The organism is Pseudoflavonifractor sp. 60 (genome assembly GCF_009911645.1).
Classification (GTDB): Bacteria; Bacillota; Clostridia; order Oscillospirales; family Oscillospiraceae; genus Lawsonibacter.
Window position 1 is genome coordinate 1 of the sequence record NZ_QWKI01000167.1, and the last position, 17,799, is coordinate 17,799.

Consider the following 17,799-nt stretch of genomic DNA (forward strand, 5'->3'; position numbering starts at 1 on the left):
GTTCATATAGTTCTGGAGAGAGGACACTGCAATCCCCAGCTCCGCTGCCAGTTCACTCATAGAGAGCCTGTTTACCTCCTTGTACCATGATAATCTCCTCTTTCTTTCTACGGATTATCATGTTGACCAGGAGGTCCGCGGCAGTGCAGTGGGGGGCCTTTTTCTCTGTAAAAGCAGCCCGAAAATTGTGCCCCGGATTGTGCCCCGAAGCGCCCTGAAAGTGCCCCTGAACGCCGCCTTACAACGGCAGCGAGTGAGACAGTTTCAGAATAGAAAGAAGCCCTAAAGCCTTGCGGCTCTAGGGCTTCTCCTGGTGGAGACAACAGAACTCGAATCTGTGACCTCTCGCGTGTGAGGCGAGCGCTCTACCGGCTGAGCTATGCCTCCATATAGAAAACGGTGGTGACCCGGACGGGACTCGAACCCGTGTTGCCGCCGTGAAAGGGCGGAGTCTTAACCGCTTGACCACCGGGCCGTTTTATATGGAAACGGAAACATCCGTTTTTTACAATGGTAGCGGCAACTGGATTTGAACCAGTGACACCGCGGGTATGAACCGCGTGCTCTAGCCAACTGAGCTATGCCGCCGTTTTAGTCCCTCGAACAGGGCAGGACTTAGTATAGCCGATTTCCTTCCAGTTGTCAACAGTTTTTTCAAAAATTTTTCCTTTTTCTTTTTTGAGGTTTTCCACCAGAAAAAGACCCCCGAACACGGAGCGCTGCCGTGTTCGGGGATATGCTTATTTAAAATATTCCGCTCCGCTTTCGAACAGGGGCTGGTGCTTGCTGCCAGGGATATTCACTGCCACGAAGGGGCCGCGGCGTTCCAGGTGGCCCATTTTGCCGAAGACCCGACCGTCAGGGGAGAAGATGCCCTCAATGGCCTCCGCAGATCCGTTGGGGTTGGACAGGATATCCATGGTGGGCTTGCCGTCCGGGCCCACATACTGGGTTGCCACCTGGCCGTGGGCAATCAGGTTTCCAATCACCTCTGGCGGGGCCACAAACCGGCCCTCCCCGTGGGAGATGGGGATGGTGTGCAGGTCGCCCGCTTGGCACTTGAGCATCCAGGGGGAGTTTACCGAGGCAACCCGGGTGGTAACGTAGCGGCTCTGGTGGCGGCCAATGAGGTTGTAGGTCAAGGTGGGGCAATTCTCGTCCACAGGTCTGATCTCGCCGAAGGGCACCAGGCCCAGCTTGACCAGTGCCTGGAAGCCATTGCAGATCCCCAGCATCAGGCCGTCCCGGTGCTTGAGCAGCTCCATAATGGCGTCGCTGAGGGCGGGATTGCGCAGGAAGGAGCAGATAAACTTGGCGGAGCCCTCCGGCTCATCGCCGCCGGAGAAGCCGCCGGGGAGCACCACCATCTGGGCCTCCCGAATGGCTTTTTCCAGAGCCTGGGCGGACTGGGCCAGGAGCTCGGTGGTCAGATTGCGCACCACCACGATCTCCGGGTCGATGCCGGCGCGGATACAGGCCCGGGCGGTGTCGTACTCACAGTTGGTGCCGGGGAACGCGGGGATGACCGCCTTGGGGTGGGCCGCCTTATATTTGCACACAGCGGGAGAGCGGCCCTCCCAGGAGATGGTCTGGACCGTCTCAGAGGTGCCCGCCTGAGTGGGGTAGACCTCCTCCAGAACTCCCTCGCTGAGCTTCAACAGCTCCTCAATGGGGGCGGAGTCGTGTACAATGGTGATAACGGGCTGGGCGGCGGTCATTCCGATTTGGATGGCCCGGGGGCTTTCCGGGACCGCTTCGGTGAGCTCTGCCACAATTGCGCCGGGGTTGGGCAGGTCCCAGGCCAGTTCAGTCTCGCCAGCCGTAAAACCAATGCGGTTGCCGAAGGACATCTTCATGACCCCTTCGGCCTCGCCGTTTTCCGCCGCCCAGGCCGCTTTCACCTTACCGGCCTGGCACAGGGCATGGAATTCCTCCCAAGCGGCCTTCTGGCCCTCCGCTGTGCCGTCGCCCAGGAACAAGTATACCGGGTGTCCCGCCTCTTTAAATTCAGGAGAAATGATCTCGCCCGCCTTAATGGGAGCAATCGCAAAGGAGATGAGGGTGGGGGGCACGTCCTTGTCCAGGAAGGAACCGGACATGGAATCCTTCCCGCCAATGGCGGCGGCGGCATAGTCCAGCTGGGCGTCCAGCGCGCCCAGGAGGGCGGCGGCAGGCTTGCCCCAGCGGTCGGACTCATCCCGAAGCTTCTCGAAGAACTCCTGGAGGGTTAGATATACCTTTCTGTAGTCCGCCCCTGCGGCCACCAGCTTGGCAATGGAGTTGGTAACCGCCTGATAGGCCCCCTCATAGGGGTCCACAGACAGGGCGTCCGGGTCGCAGCCCCAGGCCATGACGCTGGCCTGGTCAGTCTCCTGTCCCGGCAGGACGGGGAGCAGCGCGGCCATTGCCTGGGCAGGGGTAGCCTGATACTTGCCGCCAAAGGGCATGAGAACCGAACCCGCCCCAATGGAGCCGTCGAACCGCTCCACCAGCCCCCGGCGGGAGGCGCATTTCAGGCTGGAAGCCATCTCCCGCAGGGTTTTAAAGGGCTCCTGTCCAAAGGCGGAGCGGTCCTTTTCGCCCACCGATACTCTGGCGTGTTTCACCGCGCCGTTGGTGTTGAGAAATTCCCGGCTCAGGTCGGCGATCTTCTGACCCTTCCAGTGCATCACCATCCGGGGGGACTGGGTGACCACCGCAACCCGGTAGGCCTCCAGATTCTCCCGCTCCGCAGCGGCGATGAACTGGGCCTCGTCCTCGGGGGCCACCACCACTGCCATACGCTCCTGGCTCTCGGAAATGGCCAGCTCGGTGCCGTCCAGACCGTCGTACTTTTTGCGCACCGCGTCCAGGTCGATTTCCAGCCCGTCGGCCAGCTCGCCAATGGCCACGCTGACGCCCCCTGCGCCAAAGTCGTTGCACCGCTTAATCAGGCGGGTCACCTCTCCGTCCCGGAAGAGCCGCTGAATCTTCCGCTCCTCGGGGGCGTTGCCCTTTTGGACCTCAGAGGCCATGGTGGTGAGGGACTTTTTATTGTGGCTCTTGGAGGAGCCGGTGGCCCCGCCGATGCCGTCCCGGCCGGTGCGGCCTCCCAGGAGGACGACCACGTCCCCGGGGGCGGGCCGCTCCCGGCGCACATTCTCCGCCGGAGCCGCCCCCACCACTGCGCCGCACTCCAGCCGCTTGGCGATGTAGCCCTCATGGTACACCTCCGCCACGTGGCCGGTGGCCAGACCGATCTGGTTGCCGTAGGAGGAGTAGCCCGCCGCCGCCGTCTGGCACAGCTTCCGCTGGGGCAGCTTACCCTCCAGGGTCTGGTCAAAGGGCGTTGTGGGGTCTCCGGCGCCAGTAAAGCGCATGGCTTGGTGGACGTAGACCCGACCGGACAGGGGGTCCCGGATGCAGCCGCCGATGCAGGTGGCCGCGCCGCCGAAGGGCTCGATCTCGGTGGGGTGGTTGTGGGTCTCGTTCTTGAACATGAGCAGCCAGTCCTGCTCCTCTCCATCCACCTGGGCGGGGACGTGGATGGAGCAGGCGTTGATCTCCTCGCTCTCATCCAGCTCGGGGAGCAGTCCCCGCTTTTTCAGCACCTTTGTGCCGATGGTGGCGATATCCATCAGGGTCTGGGGGCGGACCGCAGCCTTCTCCTCGCCGTAGACCTCCACCCGGGCGGACAGGTAGCGCTCATAGGCCGCCTTGATGGCGGGGTCGTCGATCTGAATCTGGTCCAGATGGGTCGAGAAGGTGGTGTGGCGGCAGTGGTCGGACCAGTAGGTGTCCACAACCCGTACCTCGGTGATGGTGGGGTCCCGGTGCTCCTGGTCCCGGAAGTAGGTCTGGAGGAATTTCAAATCGTCAATGTCCATGGCCAGCCCCAGGGAGTCCAGCAGAGCGGACAGAGCGCCCTCGTCCATGGAGATAAAGCCGGCCACCGTGTCCACATGGTCGGGGATGGCGTACTCCTGTACCAGGGTGTCCGGCTTGTCCAGGCTGGCCTCCCGGCTCTCCACCGGGTTGATGAGGTACTTTTTGATCTTCTCCCGGTCCTCCTGGGACAAGGGGCCCTCCAGGGTGTAGAACTTATACACCGTGGCGCAGGCCACCGCGGGCCGGTCCACCCCGGCCATAAGCTGGATGCACTGGGCCGCCGAGTCCGCCCGCTGGTCGAACTGGCCGGGCAGCGCTTCCACCGCCAGGATGTACTGCGCCGGACGGACGCCGGGCAGCGCCTCGTCAAAGACTGTGTCCACCTGGGGCTCGGAGAATACGATGCTCTTCGCCTGCTCAAAGACCTCCCGGCTGATGCCCTCCACATCGTAGCGGTGCAGGATGGAGAGGTCCTCCAGATTTTGGATGCCCAGCTGTCCCCAGAGCTGATTCAGCAGGGAGGTGCTCTCCACGTCATACTGGGGCTTTTTCACAGAATAGCAGCGGTAAACGCTCATGTTCTTTTCCTCCATTTTTATTTCACAATCCAGTTTTCGATCTGATAAAACACATTGCCCCGGGTCGGGGACAGCCCGGACAGCCGCCCCCACTGTGTGAGAACAGAGCCGTTTTTAAAGGCGATGGGGACAATGGGCGCCTGTTCATTCAGCAGCTCAAACAGCGCCTCCGCCGCGGCGGGCTTTGTCTCCGGGGAGGCGCTGTGCATGGTCCACAGCAGGCCGTCGGCCCCTTCGGCCCACCAGCCGCCGTAGTTCAGCGCTCCGCCGGAGCCCAGGAGAGGGGCCAGGTCAAAATTGGCGGTAAACACCGTCTCCCCCAAATACAAATCAAACTCTCCTCTGGCCAGAGCGGTGGTGTAGTCCTCAAAGGACAGCTGCCGCAGCTCCACCTTCAGTCCTGCCGCCTCCAGCTGGTAGACGATGTGCTGGGCGGAGGAGACCTTGCTCACATTTTCGCTGTTCACGATTAGAACCAGCTCCTTGCCCACCAGCTTGAGCTCCTCCGTCTGTGTCGCCAGCCCCTCCGGGGTGTAGCCTGGGGCCGCCTCTGCGGCGCTCTGGCTGTACAGGGGGCTGTCCGGATGGACGGGCAGGAGGGCCGGCGTGGCGTGGTTGGCGTAAATGGCAGAGGTGATGGTATTTCGGTCCACCCCCTGGGCCAGGGCCCGCCGCACCTGAGGGGAGCGGCACAGGCCCTCCTGAGTGTTGAAACCCAGATAGAGGAAGTCGGTGGTGGCGTAGTCCCATGTCTGGTAGTTGCCCCCGTAGCCCATGGCGTTGGTGGCCATCAGGTCCACGTCCACCAGGGACACCTCCCCCGCGTCAAAGGCGTAGATCAGATCGTCACTTTTGCTGACCCTGTGGAGGGGGATGGTCTGGACGGGAAGGGTCTTGTCCGTCTGCCACCAGCCGCTGCGGGCGGTGAGGGAGAACTCGTCCCCCGTCTCAGTGAGCACATAGGGCCCGGTGCCCAGGGGGCGGTCGCCGTCGCCCAGAGCGATGGGAATATCCAGCAGGGCGGGCAGGTCGCCGTTGGGGCGGCGGAGAGTTATGGTCAGATTTTGATCCTCCCCCGAGATCAAGGCCACATCGGCCAGCCGCTGGGCGTACCGCCCCCTAGAGGAGCGGGCCAGCTCCAGCGCCTCCGCCGCCTCTCTGGCGGTGAAGGGGGTCCCGTCCGAGAAGGTGATGCGGTCGCGCAGGGTGAAGGTCCACACCAGCTTGTCCTCACTGGCTGTCCAGCTTTGACACAGCACCGGCTGGGCCTGAAAGTGCCCGTCCACCGCAAACAGCGGCTCGTAGAGCAGGGGGGCCAGGGTGAGGTTGGCCCGGTTGGCGGCCAGGGTTGGGTTTAGGCTGTAATCGGCATACACCGCCAGGGTAAAGGGGACCTGAACCGGGGACGGGACCTCCTCCTGGACGGTGTTCTGAGAGGAGGAAGCGCTGGAAGTCTCCCCGGCCGGCTTCTCTCCGCAGGCGGCCAGCGCCAACAGCAGGGTTAGGAGAAGGGCAATGATGCGATATTGTTTCATGTCGGTTCCTTTATGTCAAAGCAATTGTATGACGGCGGCCATGCTCCCCCGGGCGCTCCCCTGGAAGCGGTGGGACCAGAAGCGGGCCCGGTCACAGCCGGTACAGGCCCTGCACAGGGCGATGTGCTCTGGCCGCAGTCCCGCCCGCTCCAGCCACCGGGCGTTGGCCCCCTTCAGGTCTACGGAAAATTTACCCGGGGCGGCCAGAGGCCGGATGAAAGGCTCCGCCTCACTGCCCAGAGTGGAGCGCAGGCTGTCGGGGACATCGGCGTGGGTCTCGAAGCAGCAGGGACCGATACCTGGACCGATGGCGGCCAGAATGTCCTCTCTGCGGCAGCCCCCGTCCCGGATCATCGCCTCTACGCCCGCCGCCCCAATGCCGGAGGCGGTCCCCCGCCAGCCCGCATGGAGGGCGGCAATGACCCGCTTCACCGGGTCATAGAGCAGCACCGGGATACAGTCCCCGGAAAAGACCGCCAGGCAGACCCCCGGCTGGCCGGTCATCAGGCCGTCCGCCTGGACCTCACCCGCCTGGGCGGAATCGGGCAGAATGTCCTCCCGGGTCACGGGGCGGACCAGATTGCTGTGGACCTGGTGATTCTTCACCAGCGCCCCGGCGTCCGCTCCCACTGCGGCGCAGAAGCGGGAAAAATTCTCCCGCACATGGGCGGGGCTGTCCCCCCGGCTGGCGCCCAGATTCAGACTGTCCCAGGGCGTCGGGGAGACCCCTCCCAGCCGGGTCGAGAAGCCGTGGGCCGCCCCCTCCCAGCCGGAACAGGCATAAAAGGGGACGCCCTGGCGCTGTTGCATCACAATCTCCATGGCGTCCCCTCTTTTCTTCCTCAGATGATATCCTATTTTATCCGATAACCCAGCAAATGACAACCCACAACAGCAAAAATTTCGTGTGTATTTTTCCGGGCTGTCAGGGCAAAGTGCTCAAAGCTGTTCCAGTTCCCGCAAGGTCTCCTGGATGGTCTTCCGGGGCAGATAGACTGCCGCCATCTCCTCCAGCTGGGCCAGAGTCAGCCCCTGGGCCGCCCCCACCATGGGGTGCTTCATCCACTTGCCGAACCGCCGCTGGAACACCGCTTTGGACTGGGGATTGCTCAGCAGCTCTCCCACTGTGATCTGTTTGCCGCGCAAATCCATATCAAGTTCACCTCCAGACCAGTCTATGCACCTGGCCGCCTGGCCTTGACAGAGGGAGAACTCTCTTTCTCTAATCTTTCAATCTGCTCCAGCCGTCAGGCGGCTAAAGACAGATTGAGTATACCATATGGATTCCCCTTTTACAAACATTAAAATCGTCATTAGAAAAGGAGGGCTAAGCATTGACCGTGACTGAAATTCAGATTATAATTTTTATGGAACGGCGTCGCACCGGAGTTTTCAGGGAAGTACTCAGCGCATTTCCAAATAGACGTAACTTTGGTATGCTATTTGTGATAAACGTTTGTATTAACAAAGATTTCCATACTTTTTATTTTTTCGCTCCCGCACGGGGGTGTGGATTGAAATTCGGGGGCCGTATGCGAACAAGTTGTTTTTACCGTCGCCCCCGCATGGGGCGGGGATTGAAATTTGTACTGGATAGCGGCCCAGGAGCGCGGCGCGGTCGCCCTCTGCACAGGGGCGTGGGTTGAAATCTGTAGGCCCTGGTGTTCTTCCACGCCTTTTCCACGTCGCCCCCGCACTGGGGGTGTGGATTGAAATGACCAGATGACCGAGGCCGGGCGGGTGAACAATATCGCCCCTGTACAGGGGGGTGGATTGAAAAAAGAAGGTAGACTGATGGGACGCGGATTACTTACTGGAGTCGTCTCCTGCGCAGGGGGATGGATTAGAGTGCGGTCTACAGAAAAGAGAGGTGGAGTTGTGATGTGATTTCTATGCTTCCAGCGAATAGAGCGTATACTGATTACGTTTTTTGCAAGAAATCGTCAGCTTTTTTACCGTTTATGCCGCAGAGCTTTTACTGCGGCATTTTTATTATCAAAAAAGGACGGCGGACAATCAGCGTCAAAAGAACACATGATGGGCTATAGATTTCAGACATAATTCTGCTATACTATAATAGCGACAATATAACGGGGGGATCGCTATGAAATATGGACATTTTGACCAACAGAAACGAGAGTATGTGATTGACCGTATCGACGTACCCGTCTCCTGGACCAACTACCTTGGGGTTGAGGACCTGTGTGCCGTAGTCAACCACACCGCCGGGGGTTATCTGTTCTACAAGAGCCCGGAGCACCACCGGATCACCCGGTTCCGGCCCAACGGCGTCCCCATGGACCGGCCTGGACACTACATCTACCTTCGGGATGACGAGACAGGGGAATATTGGTCGGTCTCCTGGCAGCCCTGCGGCGGAGATTTGGAGAACTACCGCTGCCGCCACGGGCTGAGCTACTCGGTGTATGAGTGTTCCGGCCACGGAGTCCACGCTGCCCAGACCCTGTTCATCCCCCGGGGGGAAAACGTGGAGCTGTGGGATTTGGTTCTGGAGAACACCGGGGACAGGTCCCGCGCTCTCAGTGCATACTCCTACGCGGAATTTTCTTACCACCAGATCCCTATTGACAACCAGAACTTTCAGATGTCCCTCTACTGCGCCAGGAGCAGCTGTCAGGACGGCATCATAGACTATGAGCTGTTCTATGAGCACGCCCACCAGTTTATGACCGCGTCCTTTGCGCCGGACGGCTTTGACTGCCTGCGGGACAGCTTTCTCGGTCCCTACCGCACAGAGTCCAACCCCCTGGCAGTGGAGCGGGGGGTGTGCGCCGGCTCCTTTGAGCAAGGGGGCAACCACTGTGCCGTTCTGCAAAAAAGGCTGACTTTAGCTCCCGGGGAGCGGGTCAGACTCATCTGGATGCTGGGGGAGGGTGGCCTGGAGGAGGGGCGGCGTGTCCGGGAGAAGTACAGCAGCTTTTCCGCGGTAGACGCCGCCTTTGCCGACCTGGCCCAATATTGGGAAGAAAAGCTGTCCAAGCTCCAGGTATCAACCCCGGACGGGGATATGAATACTATGCTTAATGTGTGGAACTTGTACCAGAGCGAGATCAATGTGATGTTCTCCCGCTTCGCCTCCTTTATTGAGGTAGGAGGGCGCACCGGTCTGGGCTATCGGGACACCGCTCAGGACGCCATGACCATCCCCCACTCCAACCCGGACAAGTGCCGAGAGCGGATTTTACAGCTGATGCAGGGGCTCACCAGCTCCGGCTATGGGCTGCACCTCTTCGACCCGGCCTGGTTTGGTCCCCAGCCTCAAAAGCCCGCCTACAAGTCCCCCACCGTCATCCCCACTCCGGACAGGGCCAGTATTGTCCACGGTCTGGAGGATGCCTGTGCCGACGACGCCCTGTGGCTGGTGGCTGCGGTGGCGGAATATGTCCGGGAGACGGGGGAGCTGGCCTTCTTTGACCAGGTAGTGGGCTACGCAGACGGCGGTGAGGGCACCATCTACGAGCATTTGAAACAGATTTTGAACTTTTCCGCCCGGCAGGTGGGGACCCACGGTATCTGCAAGGGCCTGCGGGCGGACTGGAACGACTGCCTGAACTTGGGCGGCGGGGAGAGCGCCATGGTGTCCTTCCTCCATGCCTGGGCCCTGGGCCACTTTGTGGACGCCGCCCGGACGCTGGGGCGGACAGAGGACGCAGCCCTCTACGACTCCATGCGGCAGACGGTAGCAGAGACCTGCCAGCGGGAGCTATGGGACGGGGACTGGTACCTCCGAGGCATCACCGCTGACGGGCGGAAAATCGGCTCCCACACCGACACCGAGGGCCGGGTTCATCTGGAGAGCAACGTGTGGGCGGTGCTGTCCGGCGCGGCGGGCAGGGAGCGGGGGATTTGCGCCATGGACGCGGTGGAAGAGTACCTCTATACGGAGTACGGCCTGCGGCTCAATGCCCCCTCCTACACCCGACCCGATGACGCCATCGGGTTTATCACCCGGGTCTACCCCGGCGTGAAGGAAAACAGCTCCATTTTTTCCCACCCCAATCCCTGGGCCTGGTGTGCCGAGGCAGTGCTGGGGCGAGGAAGCCGGGCTATGAAATTTTATAAGGCCTTGTGTCCGGCGGCACAAAATGATAAAATTGAGATACGCCAGAGTGAGCCCTACTCCTACTGCCAGTTTATCATGGGCCCCGACCACACCGCCTTTGGCCGGGCCCGGCACCCCTTTATGACCGGTTCCGGCGGCTGGAGCTACTTCGCTGCAACCCGGTATATCCTGGGAGTGCGTCCCCAGTTTGAAGGGCTGCTGGTGGACCCCTGTGTTCCGGCGGACTGGAAGCGGTTTGAGGTCATGCGGGTCTGGCGGGGGGCGGCCTATCATATCGCCGTGGAGAACCCCCACGGCGTGGAGAAGGGCGTAGCTTCGATCGCCTGCAACGGCCAGGCGGTGGATGGGCTCATCCCCGTTCAGCCGGTGGGGAGCGTCAATCAGGTGGTCGTGAAGATGGGACAGGTATGATTACAAGAAGAGAGCTTGGTCGGGCCTTTGATGCGCTGAGGCTTTCCGAAGTGGACCTGTGTATCCACAGCTCTATGGGCTCGTTTGGAGAACAGCTTGAGAGAGGGCCTGAAGACCTTGTGGAGACGCTTCTGGCGCGGGGCTGTACAATCATGGTCCCCACCTTTTCCAGCTGTTTTCTGGCGGAATCAGGCGGTGATGAGACAGCGGTGTTTCACCCTGAATGCAAGGACCTCTCTGTGGAGAAGATGGGGATCCTGTCCAGCTATATCCTTCAGGCTCCCGGCAGGATCAGAGGAAACCACCCTCTCAATTCCTTTGCCGCCCTGGGACCTCACGCGGAGGAGCTGGTGAACGGTCAGACGCCCCGGGATGTGTATGACCCTTTTCGGCAGCTCTGTAACCGCGATGGATTTGTTTTGCTGGCTGGCGTCTCTCTGGACCGGGCTACAATCGTCCATTACGCGGAACAGCTGGCGGGCCGGAGGCTCTTTGTCCGCCGGGCCCGGACGGCAGAGGGCACGATACCGGCGGCTGTGGGCGGATGCTCCAGGGGATTTAACCAGCTGGCCCCCGTGCTGGAGCCCCTTCGGCGGGCAGTCGCGGTGGGGCAGAGCAAATGGTCCTGCTTTCGTACGCAGGACATGGTGGCCGTCTGTAAAGAGACCATTCAAAACAATCCATATATTACACACTGCGGGGCCCCCCTTTGTTCCCGATGCAGCGAGGCTGTCAAGGGAGGTCCGCCTGTGGATGAATTTCTTTGGAACAGCTGACAGATCGTGAGGAAGGAGCGAGGAGATATGAGCGAAATCAAATTTGGCACCGGCGGCTGGCGGGCCATTATCGGCGACGGCTTCACCAAGGCCAACGTCCAGCTGCTCACCGCGGCCCTGGCCCGGAAGATGCAGGAGGAGGGGGCGGCTCAGCGGGGCTTTCTTATCGGCTACGACCGGCGGTTTCTCTCCCAGGAGGCCGCCCACTGGGCCGCTGAGGTGATGGCGGGGGCGGGCCTGCCCTGTATGGTGGTGGAGCGGGAGGCCCCTACGCCGCTGATTATGTTCGCCGTGCGGTACTATGAGCTGTCCTGCGGTATGGCGGTCACAGCCAGCCACAATCCCGCCCTGTATAACGGGGTGAAGGTCTTTGTCAAAGGGGGCCGGGACGCGGATGAGCTGGTCACCGCCGGCATTGAGGCGCACATCGCCGCCCTGGAGGGGGCAGACATCCCCACCGTCCCCTATGAGGAGGGAGTGCGCACCGGTCAAATTCAGATCATTGACCCTATGAACGCCTACATTGACTCGGTGATCCGGGCGGTGAATATGGACGCCATCCGCTCCCGGGGGCTGAAGGTGGTGCTGGACCCCATGTACGGCGTGTCCAAGACCGCCCTCCAGACTATCCTCATCACCGCGCGGTGCGACGTGGACGTGATCCATGAGCGGCGGGACGCCCTCTTTGGAGGCCGCCTCCCCGCCCCCAACAGCAAGACCCTTATCGGCCTGCAAAACTTCGTGCTGGAAAACGGCTGCGACATTGGCATTGCCACCGACGGCGACGCCGACCGCTTGGGGATCATCGACGACCGGGGGGAGTTTCTTCATCCCAACAAGATCCTGGTGCTTCTGTACTACTATCTTCTGAGGTACAAGGGCTGGCACGGGGCGGCGGTGCGCAATCTGGCCACAACCCACCTGCTGGACGCCATTGCGGCCCAGTTCGGCGAGAAGTGCTATGAGGTCCCGGTGGGCTTCAAGCACATCTCGGGAAAAATGCTGGAGACGGGGGCGGTCATCGGCGGGGAGAGCTCCGGCGGCCTCACTGTCCGGGGACACATCCAAGGCAAGGACGGCATCTACGCCGCCTCCCTGCTGGTGGAGATGATGGCCACCACAGGCCGGAGCCTGTCTGAGCTGTACCAGGAGATTACCGCCCGGTGCGGCGCCTTTGAAATGGTGGAACGGGGCTACCGATTCTCCCAGGAGGAGAAGGAGCGCATCGGCAGGACTCTGATGGAGGACAAGCTGCTGCCCGACTTCGGCGTCGAGGTGGAGAAGGTGAGCTACGCCGACGGCTGCAAGGTGTACTTCAAGAATGGAGGCTGGGTTGTCAGCCGCTTCTCAGGCACCGAGCCCCTGCTCCGGGTATTCTGTGAGATGGACACCACAGAAAAAGCGGCGGAGATTGCCCGGTGTATGGAGACATTTCTTGGCCTGGAGGGCCGGAATATGGAATAACCCCAAAACTGCCCCGCCGTTCATTCCGGTGGGGCAGTTTATAAAAGGAGGGCTTCCTCATGGAGAAAACCACCCACTCCCTGCGCCAGCAGATGAGTTTGATTATCCTGCTGTGCTGGCTGCTGCCCATGGTCCTTGCGGCCATTGCGGTGGGCTGGTATCTGCTGTTCGGTTTGGGCCGGCAGACCCGGCAGTCGGTGGCGGAGCAGTTTCAGCTCAACCTCCAGATGGGGGCGGACCGGGTGGAGAGCGCTGTGGAGGCCTCCCGCCTGCCCTCCTACGACCCGGAGCTGCGGGACGCCTGGAATCAGTACCGCCGGGACCAGGAGTATGCCCCGCTGTACCGCCGCTGCTCCGCCCTGTTCAGCCGGCTGTATCAATCGGACAGCCGGTTTCGCTATGCGGTGTTCGGCTTCTCCCGCTCCCCGAGGGAGCTGTCCATTGTGGTGCCCGGCAGCAGCGCCGGACTGCTGTCCAACCAGGTACGGGACCAGTGGCAGGAGGATCTGCCCGCCGTGCTGGGTCTGGCTGTGGGGCTGGACACCTCTGTGGGCTTTCTGGTGCAGGGTGAGGAGCTCTATCTGGTGCGCAATCTGATGGATTCCAATTACCAGACCATCGGGGTGCTTGCCCTGGCCCTGGACCCGGACTACTTCTTCGGCGACCTGGCCCTGCTTCCCTGGGTCTCCTCGGTGACGGTGGACCTGGGCCAGGGCAGTACTCTGGTCGTCAAGGGAGAGCAGCAGCTGTGGAGCCAGGAGGGAACCCTGGAGTGCGCGGTGCGCCAGCAGGATTTTACCCTGCGGGGCTGGGTCGGGGTGGACCAGGATGTACTGATGGCAGGGGCGCAGACCTATCCCTGGCTGTTGGGGGCCATGGCCCTGTCCCTGCTGCTGCTGCTGGGGTTGACCTTCCGCTTTTTCCGCCAAAAAATTTCCCGGCCTATCCAGAGCTTGATGGAGGGGGCGGCCCACATCCGCCAGGGGGAGCTGGGCTTCCAGATCGGCGCCGGTACAGGCAGTCGGGAGTTCCAATATCTCACCGACTCCTTTAACCAGATGTCCGGCCAGCTGCGCCGCCAGTTCGACCGGCTCTACCAGGAGGAGCTGGCCCGGCGGGACGCCCAGATCAAGGCCCTCCAGGCCCACATTAACCCCCATTTTCTCAACAACACTCTGGAGATTATCAACTGGCAGGCCCGGATGAGCGGGGATGTGAAGGCCTCCAAGATGATCGAGGCCCTGTCCACTGTGCTGGACGCCGCCCTGGACCGGAAGGGAAGTCCCCAGGTGCGGCTGGCGGAGGAGATGACCTATGTCAAGGCCTATCTCTACATCGTCACCCAGCGCTACGGCAAACGGCTGACGGTGGAGGTGGACCTGCCCGACGAGCTGATGGACTGCCTGGTCCCCCGGCTGATCCTCCAGCCGGTGATTGAAAACGCAGTGGAGCACGGCATCGGCCCCAGCGGACAGGGCCGGGTTGCCCTGCGGGGCTCCCGGCGGGGGGACTTCCTCATTCTGGAAATCGAGAATGACGGCGGACTGTCTCCCCGGGACGAGGCCCACATTGCCCGGCTCCTCTCCCCGGACTACGACATACAGAATGAGCCCTCGGGCAACATCGGCATCGCCAATGTCAATCTGCGCCTGCGCATTCTCTATGGCCCCAACTGCGGACTGACGATCACCCGGGGGGAGGGCAGTATGGTCACCGCCCGGCTCACTGTGGCGATTCAAACATGACGCCTGTTGTTTGGAACAAACAACAACGGACAACAAATCACAAACCCAGTTATTTGTTCTTTTTCCCAAATGGTGTATTATGATATTGCACAAAAGAGAAGCCGAGATACCAAGAAAATATGGGGGTTATACCATGAAAAAGAACAGACTTCTTGCAATCACTCTCGCCAGTGCGCTGACCTTGGGCCTGCTGGCCGGCTGCGGCAGCGGCAATCAAACCGGCGGCTCCGGCGGCGGCACTCCGGCTGGTTCCGGGGTGGAGCTGAACGTGGTCACGTCCTACGGCGGCGACGACGGAAACCGGAAACAGTACGAGGCCGCCGTGGCCTCCTATGAGGCCGCCACCGGCAACACCATTCTGGACGCCTCCGCCTCCTCCAATGAGGAGTGGAAGGCCAAAGTCCTCACCGATTTCCAGACCGGCACCGAGCCCGACGTCCTCTTCTTCTTCACCAACGCCGACGCCGAGCCCTTCATCCAGGCCGGCAAGGTGGTGGACGTTGCCACCATCCGGGCCGCCTACCCGGACTATGCCGGCAATATGCGGGATTCCATGATGGCTGTGGCCTCCGACGGCAAGACCTATGCCGTCCCCTCCTCCGGCTTCTGGGAGAATATGTTTGTCAACACAAAGGTGCTCTCCGACTGCGGCGTGGCCGTCCCCGGGCCGGACTACACCTGGGACCAGTTCCTCGCTGACTGCGAGACCATCAAGGCCAAGGGCTACGCCCCCATTGCCTGCTCTCTGTTTGAAATTCCCCACTACTGGTTCGAATTCTGCGTGATGAACAACGGAACCCTGGAGAACCAGCTGGACCTCCCCGCCTCCGCCGACGATGCCGCCGGGCAGAAGTGGGCGGCCGCCCTCAACGACATCAAGGACCTGTACGAGCGGGGCTTCTTCCCCGTGAACACCCTTACCGCCACCGATGCCGAGACCGTCCAGCTCTTTGGCGACGGCGAGGCCGCCTTCCTGATTGACGGCTCCTGGAAGGTCAACTACTTTGTGGACAACTACCCCGACAGCCTGAGCGACTACGCCATCTCCTACGTCCCTGCCAAGGGGGAGCGCAAGGCCTCCGAGGCCATCGGCGGCATCTCCATGGGCTATTTCATCACCAAAAAGGCCTGGGACGACCCCACCAAGCAGGCCGCAGCCGTGGACTTTGTCAAGCATATGACCTCTGACGAGGTGATGAGCACCTTCGTCACCACCGAGGTCACCGCCCTGAAGAATGGCGCTTCCCCCGCCGGGCTGAACGCCCTCCAGCAGGCTGCCGCCGATGCCAACGCCAACATCACCGGCGTGATTGGGGCTGTGCAGGATACCGTCTCCAGCGAGTGCAAAACCGACCTGTTCGCCAATGTGCAGAACGTGGTCACAGGCAAGATGAGCGCGGCGGACGCTATCAACTCTGCCATCGCCCTGAATTAAACAAATATGCACGAAAGGCCCCGCCCGGTGGACGGGGCCTTTTTGAAAAGGAGTGAGTGTCTGTGGGCCCCACGCTGTACCGAAAAAAAGGACCGCTGATCGCGTTCCTGCTGCCCGCCTTTGGGTTCTTGATCTTATTTTTATACTACCCCTTCCTGCAAAATATCCTCAACAGCTTCTCCGATATCACCGGCCTGGGCTCCGCGGCCAAAGGCTTTAACGACCCCTGGTATGTCAATTACACAACCCTGTTTACTGACCCCAAGCTGCGCACCGCCCTGAGGAACACGGTGCTCCTTACGCTGTGTACGGTGATTTGTCAGGTGGGCATCGCCCTGATCCTGGCGCTGCTGGTGGATTCCATCCGGGTTGGAGCCCAGTTGTTCCGCACCCTGTACTTCTTCCCCATTGTCATCTCCGCCACTGCCCTGGGCCTCATGTTCAACCTGATTTTCCTCTTCAACGGCGGAATGCTCAATCAGCTGCTGAGCAATTTGGGGATCATTACAGAGAACATTGACTGGAAGGACCCGGACCACTTCCTGTTTACCATGTTTGCCCCGGTGATGTGGCAATATGTGGGATTCTACTTCGTCATTCTGGTGACAGGGCTGAACAACATCTCTCAGGACCTCTACGAGGCCGCCGCCCTGGACGGCTGCACCGGGCTGAACCGGGTGCGGTACGTTACCCTGCCCCTGCTGCGCAACGTGCTGTGTACCTGTCTGGTGCTGGCTATCACCGGCGCGCTGAAGGTCTTCGACCTGCCCTGGGTCATGTTCGGGGCGGGAATGCCCCAGGACCGGGGCTGGCTCACCGGTACCTATATGTATGACCAGACCTTCAATCGGGGCAACGTGGATTACGGCTCTGCCATCGCCATCCTTATCGTGGTGCTGGGGGTGCTGTTCTCCAACGTGGCTAACCGGGTCTTTAAGACCCGGGACGACATTTGAGAGGGGGACCCGCTGTGAAAAAGATTACGCCCGCCAAGGCAGGAACCTATGTGGTCCTCACCTTCTGGGCTCTTACAACTCTGTACCCCTTCGTCTGGGTCATCCTCAACTCCTTCCGGGAGAAGGGCCTGATTCGAAAGGATTCCTTCTCAATCCCCATCCCCGGCAACGGCTTTACCATGGGCAACTACGAAAAGGCTATGGAGCGGTTTGACTTCAGCAATGCCTACCTGAACAGTCTGATTGTCTCCATCGCTGTTACGATCGCGGTGGTGGTTATCGCCGGTTTTGCCGCCTACGGACTGGTGCGCTACCGCTTCAGACTGCGAGGGCTGTGCTACAGTCTGATTATGGCGGGCATGATGTTCCCGGTGTTCTCCACCATTATCCCCGTGTTCCGCATGGAGGCCGCCTGGGGCATTGCCAGCAGCGGAAACCGCTGGCTCAGCCTTCTGGCCGTCATCCTGCCTCAGATTGCGGGCAACCTGTGCTTTGCCATTATTGTGCTTATGGGCTTTATCGAGTCGGTGCCGATGGAGTTGGAGGAGAGCGCCTATATGGACGGCTGTCACGTGTTCCAGGTGTATTTTCACATTATTATCCCGGCGGCCAAGTCCTCTTTCGCCACGGTGGCCATCTTCTCCTTCCTGTGGAGCTACAACGACCTGTTTACCCAGAACTTTTTCCTCCGAACTCCTAAGGAAAAGACCATAACCCTGATGCTCAATGAGATCAGTTCCCAGGCCGGGGTTGACTACGGTCTAATGGCCGCCTCGGTGGTGCTTATTGTGGTGCCGGTACTGATTGTCTACATTCTGCTCCAAAAGCACATCATCAAGGGTCTGACGGCGGGGGCCATTAAGGGATAGGACTTGCACCTGTGCCGCTCTTTCCGCTATAATAAAGAAAATGAATTTCCCCCGCCAATGGCGGGGGAAAATCCAATAT

Annotated in this window: 11 protein-coding genes and 3 tRNA genes; 7 read left to right on the top strand and 7 right to left on the bottom strand. The window is 60.9% G+C overall.

Annotated features, from left to right (window positions below):
- Positions 1-311 precede the first annotated feature (311 nt).
- The 7 genes from D1646_RS17090 to D1646_RS17120 all read right to left on the bottom strand — a co-directional run bounded on the left by D1646_RS17090 (position 312) and on the right by D1646_RS17120 (position 7,132).
- Positions 312-387: transfer RNA gene (locus D1646_RS17090), tRNA-Val, on the bottom strand.
- A gap of 13 nt (positions 388-400) precedes the next feature.
- A tRNA-Glu gene (locus D1646_RS17095) sits at positions 401-475 on the bottom strand.
- A 36-nt stretch (positions 476-511) separates the two neighbouring features.
- A tRNA-Met gene (locus D1646_RS17100) sits at positions 512-588 on the bottom strand.
- 152 nt (positions 589-740) lie between these two features.
- Positions 741-4,445 carry a phosphoribosylformylglycinamidine synthase gene (locus tag D1646_RS17105; protein WP_160637626.1) on the bottom strand — a complete coding sequence of 1,235 codons (3,705 nt, stop codon included), beginning with the start codon at positions 4,443-4,445 and terminating at the stop codon, positions 741-743.
- Positions 4,446-4,462: 17 nt separating this feature from the next.
- Positions 4,463-5,980 carry an ABC transporter substrate-binding protein gene (locus tag D1646_RS17110; RefSeq protein ID WP_160637627.1) on the bottom strand — a complete coding sequence of 506 codons (1,518 nt, stop codon included), beginning with the start codon at positions 5,978-5,980 and terminating at the stop codon, positions 4,463-4,465.
- Between the two features lie 15 nt (positions 5,981-5,995).
- Complete coding sequence (pgeF, locus tag D1646_RS17115) at positions 5,996-6,802, bottom strand: peptidoglycan editing factor PgeF (RefSeq protein ID WP_160637628.1); 807 nt, start codon at positions 6,800-6,802, stop codon at positions 5,996-5,998.
- A gap of 117 nt (positions 6,803-6,919) precedes the next feature.
- Entirely contained in the window at positions 6,920-7,132 is a 213-nt protein-coding gene (locus tag D1646_RS17120) for a hypothetical protein (protein ID WP_160637629.1), read from the bottom strand.
- Between the two features lie 952 nt (positions 7,133-8,084).
- On the opposite strand from D1646_RS17120, the gene D1646_RS17125 reads away from it, so the two are divergent.
- From D1646_RS17125 to D1646_RS17155, 7 genes are all read left to right on the top strand, one after another.
- On the top strand, positions 8,085-10,475 hold the full coding sequence (locus tag D1646_RS17125; RefSeq protein WP_160637630.1) for a N,N'-diacetylchitobiose phosphorylase: 2,391 nt from the start codon (positions 8,085-8,087) through the stop codon (positions 10,473-10,475).
- Positions 10,472-11,251, top strand: coding sequence for an AAC(3) family N-acetyltransferase (locus D1646_RS17130; protein ID WP_160637631.1), 780 nt, complete (start codon positions 10,472-10,474; stop codon positions 11,249-11,251). The genes D1646_RS17125 and D1646_RS17130 overlap by 4 nt, the downstream gene beginning before the upstream one ends.
- Before the next feature lie 27 nt (positions 11,252-11,278).
- A complete protein-coding gene (locus D1646_RS17135; protein WP_160637632.1) occupies positions 11,279-12,715 on the top strand; it encodes a phosphoglucomutase/phosphomannomutase family protein in 1,437 nt (478 codons plus the stop codon).
- 59 nt (positions 12,716-12,774) lie between these two features.
- On the top strand, positions 12,775-14,460 hold the full coding sequence (locus D1646_RS17140; RefSeq protein WP_160637633.1) for a histidine kinase: 1,686 nt from the start codon (positions 12,775-12,777) through the stop codon (positions 14,458-14,460).
- 133 nt (positions 14,461-14,593) lie between these two features.
- Positions 14,594-15,895, top strand: coding sequence for an extracellular solute-binding protein (locus tag D1646_RS17145; RefSeq protein ID WP_160637634.1), 1,302 nt, complete (start codon positions 14,594-14,596; stop codon positions 15,893-15,895).
- Positions 15,896-15,957: 62 nt separating this feature from the next.
- A complete protein-coding gene (locus D1646_RS17150) occupies positions 15,958-16,851 on the top strand; it encodes a sugar ABC transporter permease (protein ID WP_160637635.1) in 894 nt (297 codons plus the stop codon).
- A 14-nt stretch (positions 16,852-16,865) separates the two neighbouring features.
- Complete coding sequence (locus D1646_RS17155) at positions 16,866-17,720, top strand: carbohydrate ABC transporter permease (RefSeq protein WP_160637636.1); 855 nt, start codon at positions 16,866-16,868, stop codon at positions 17,718-17,720.
- Positions 17,721-17,799: the final 79 nt, after the last annotated feature.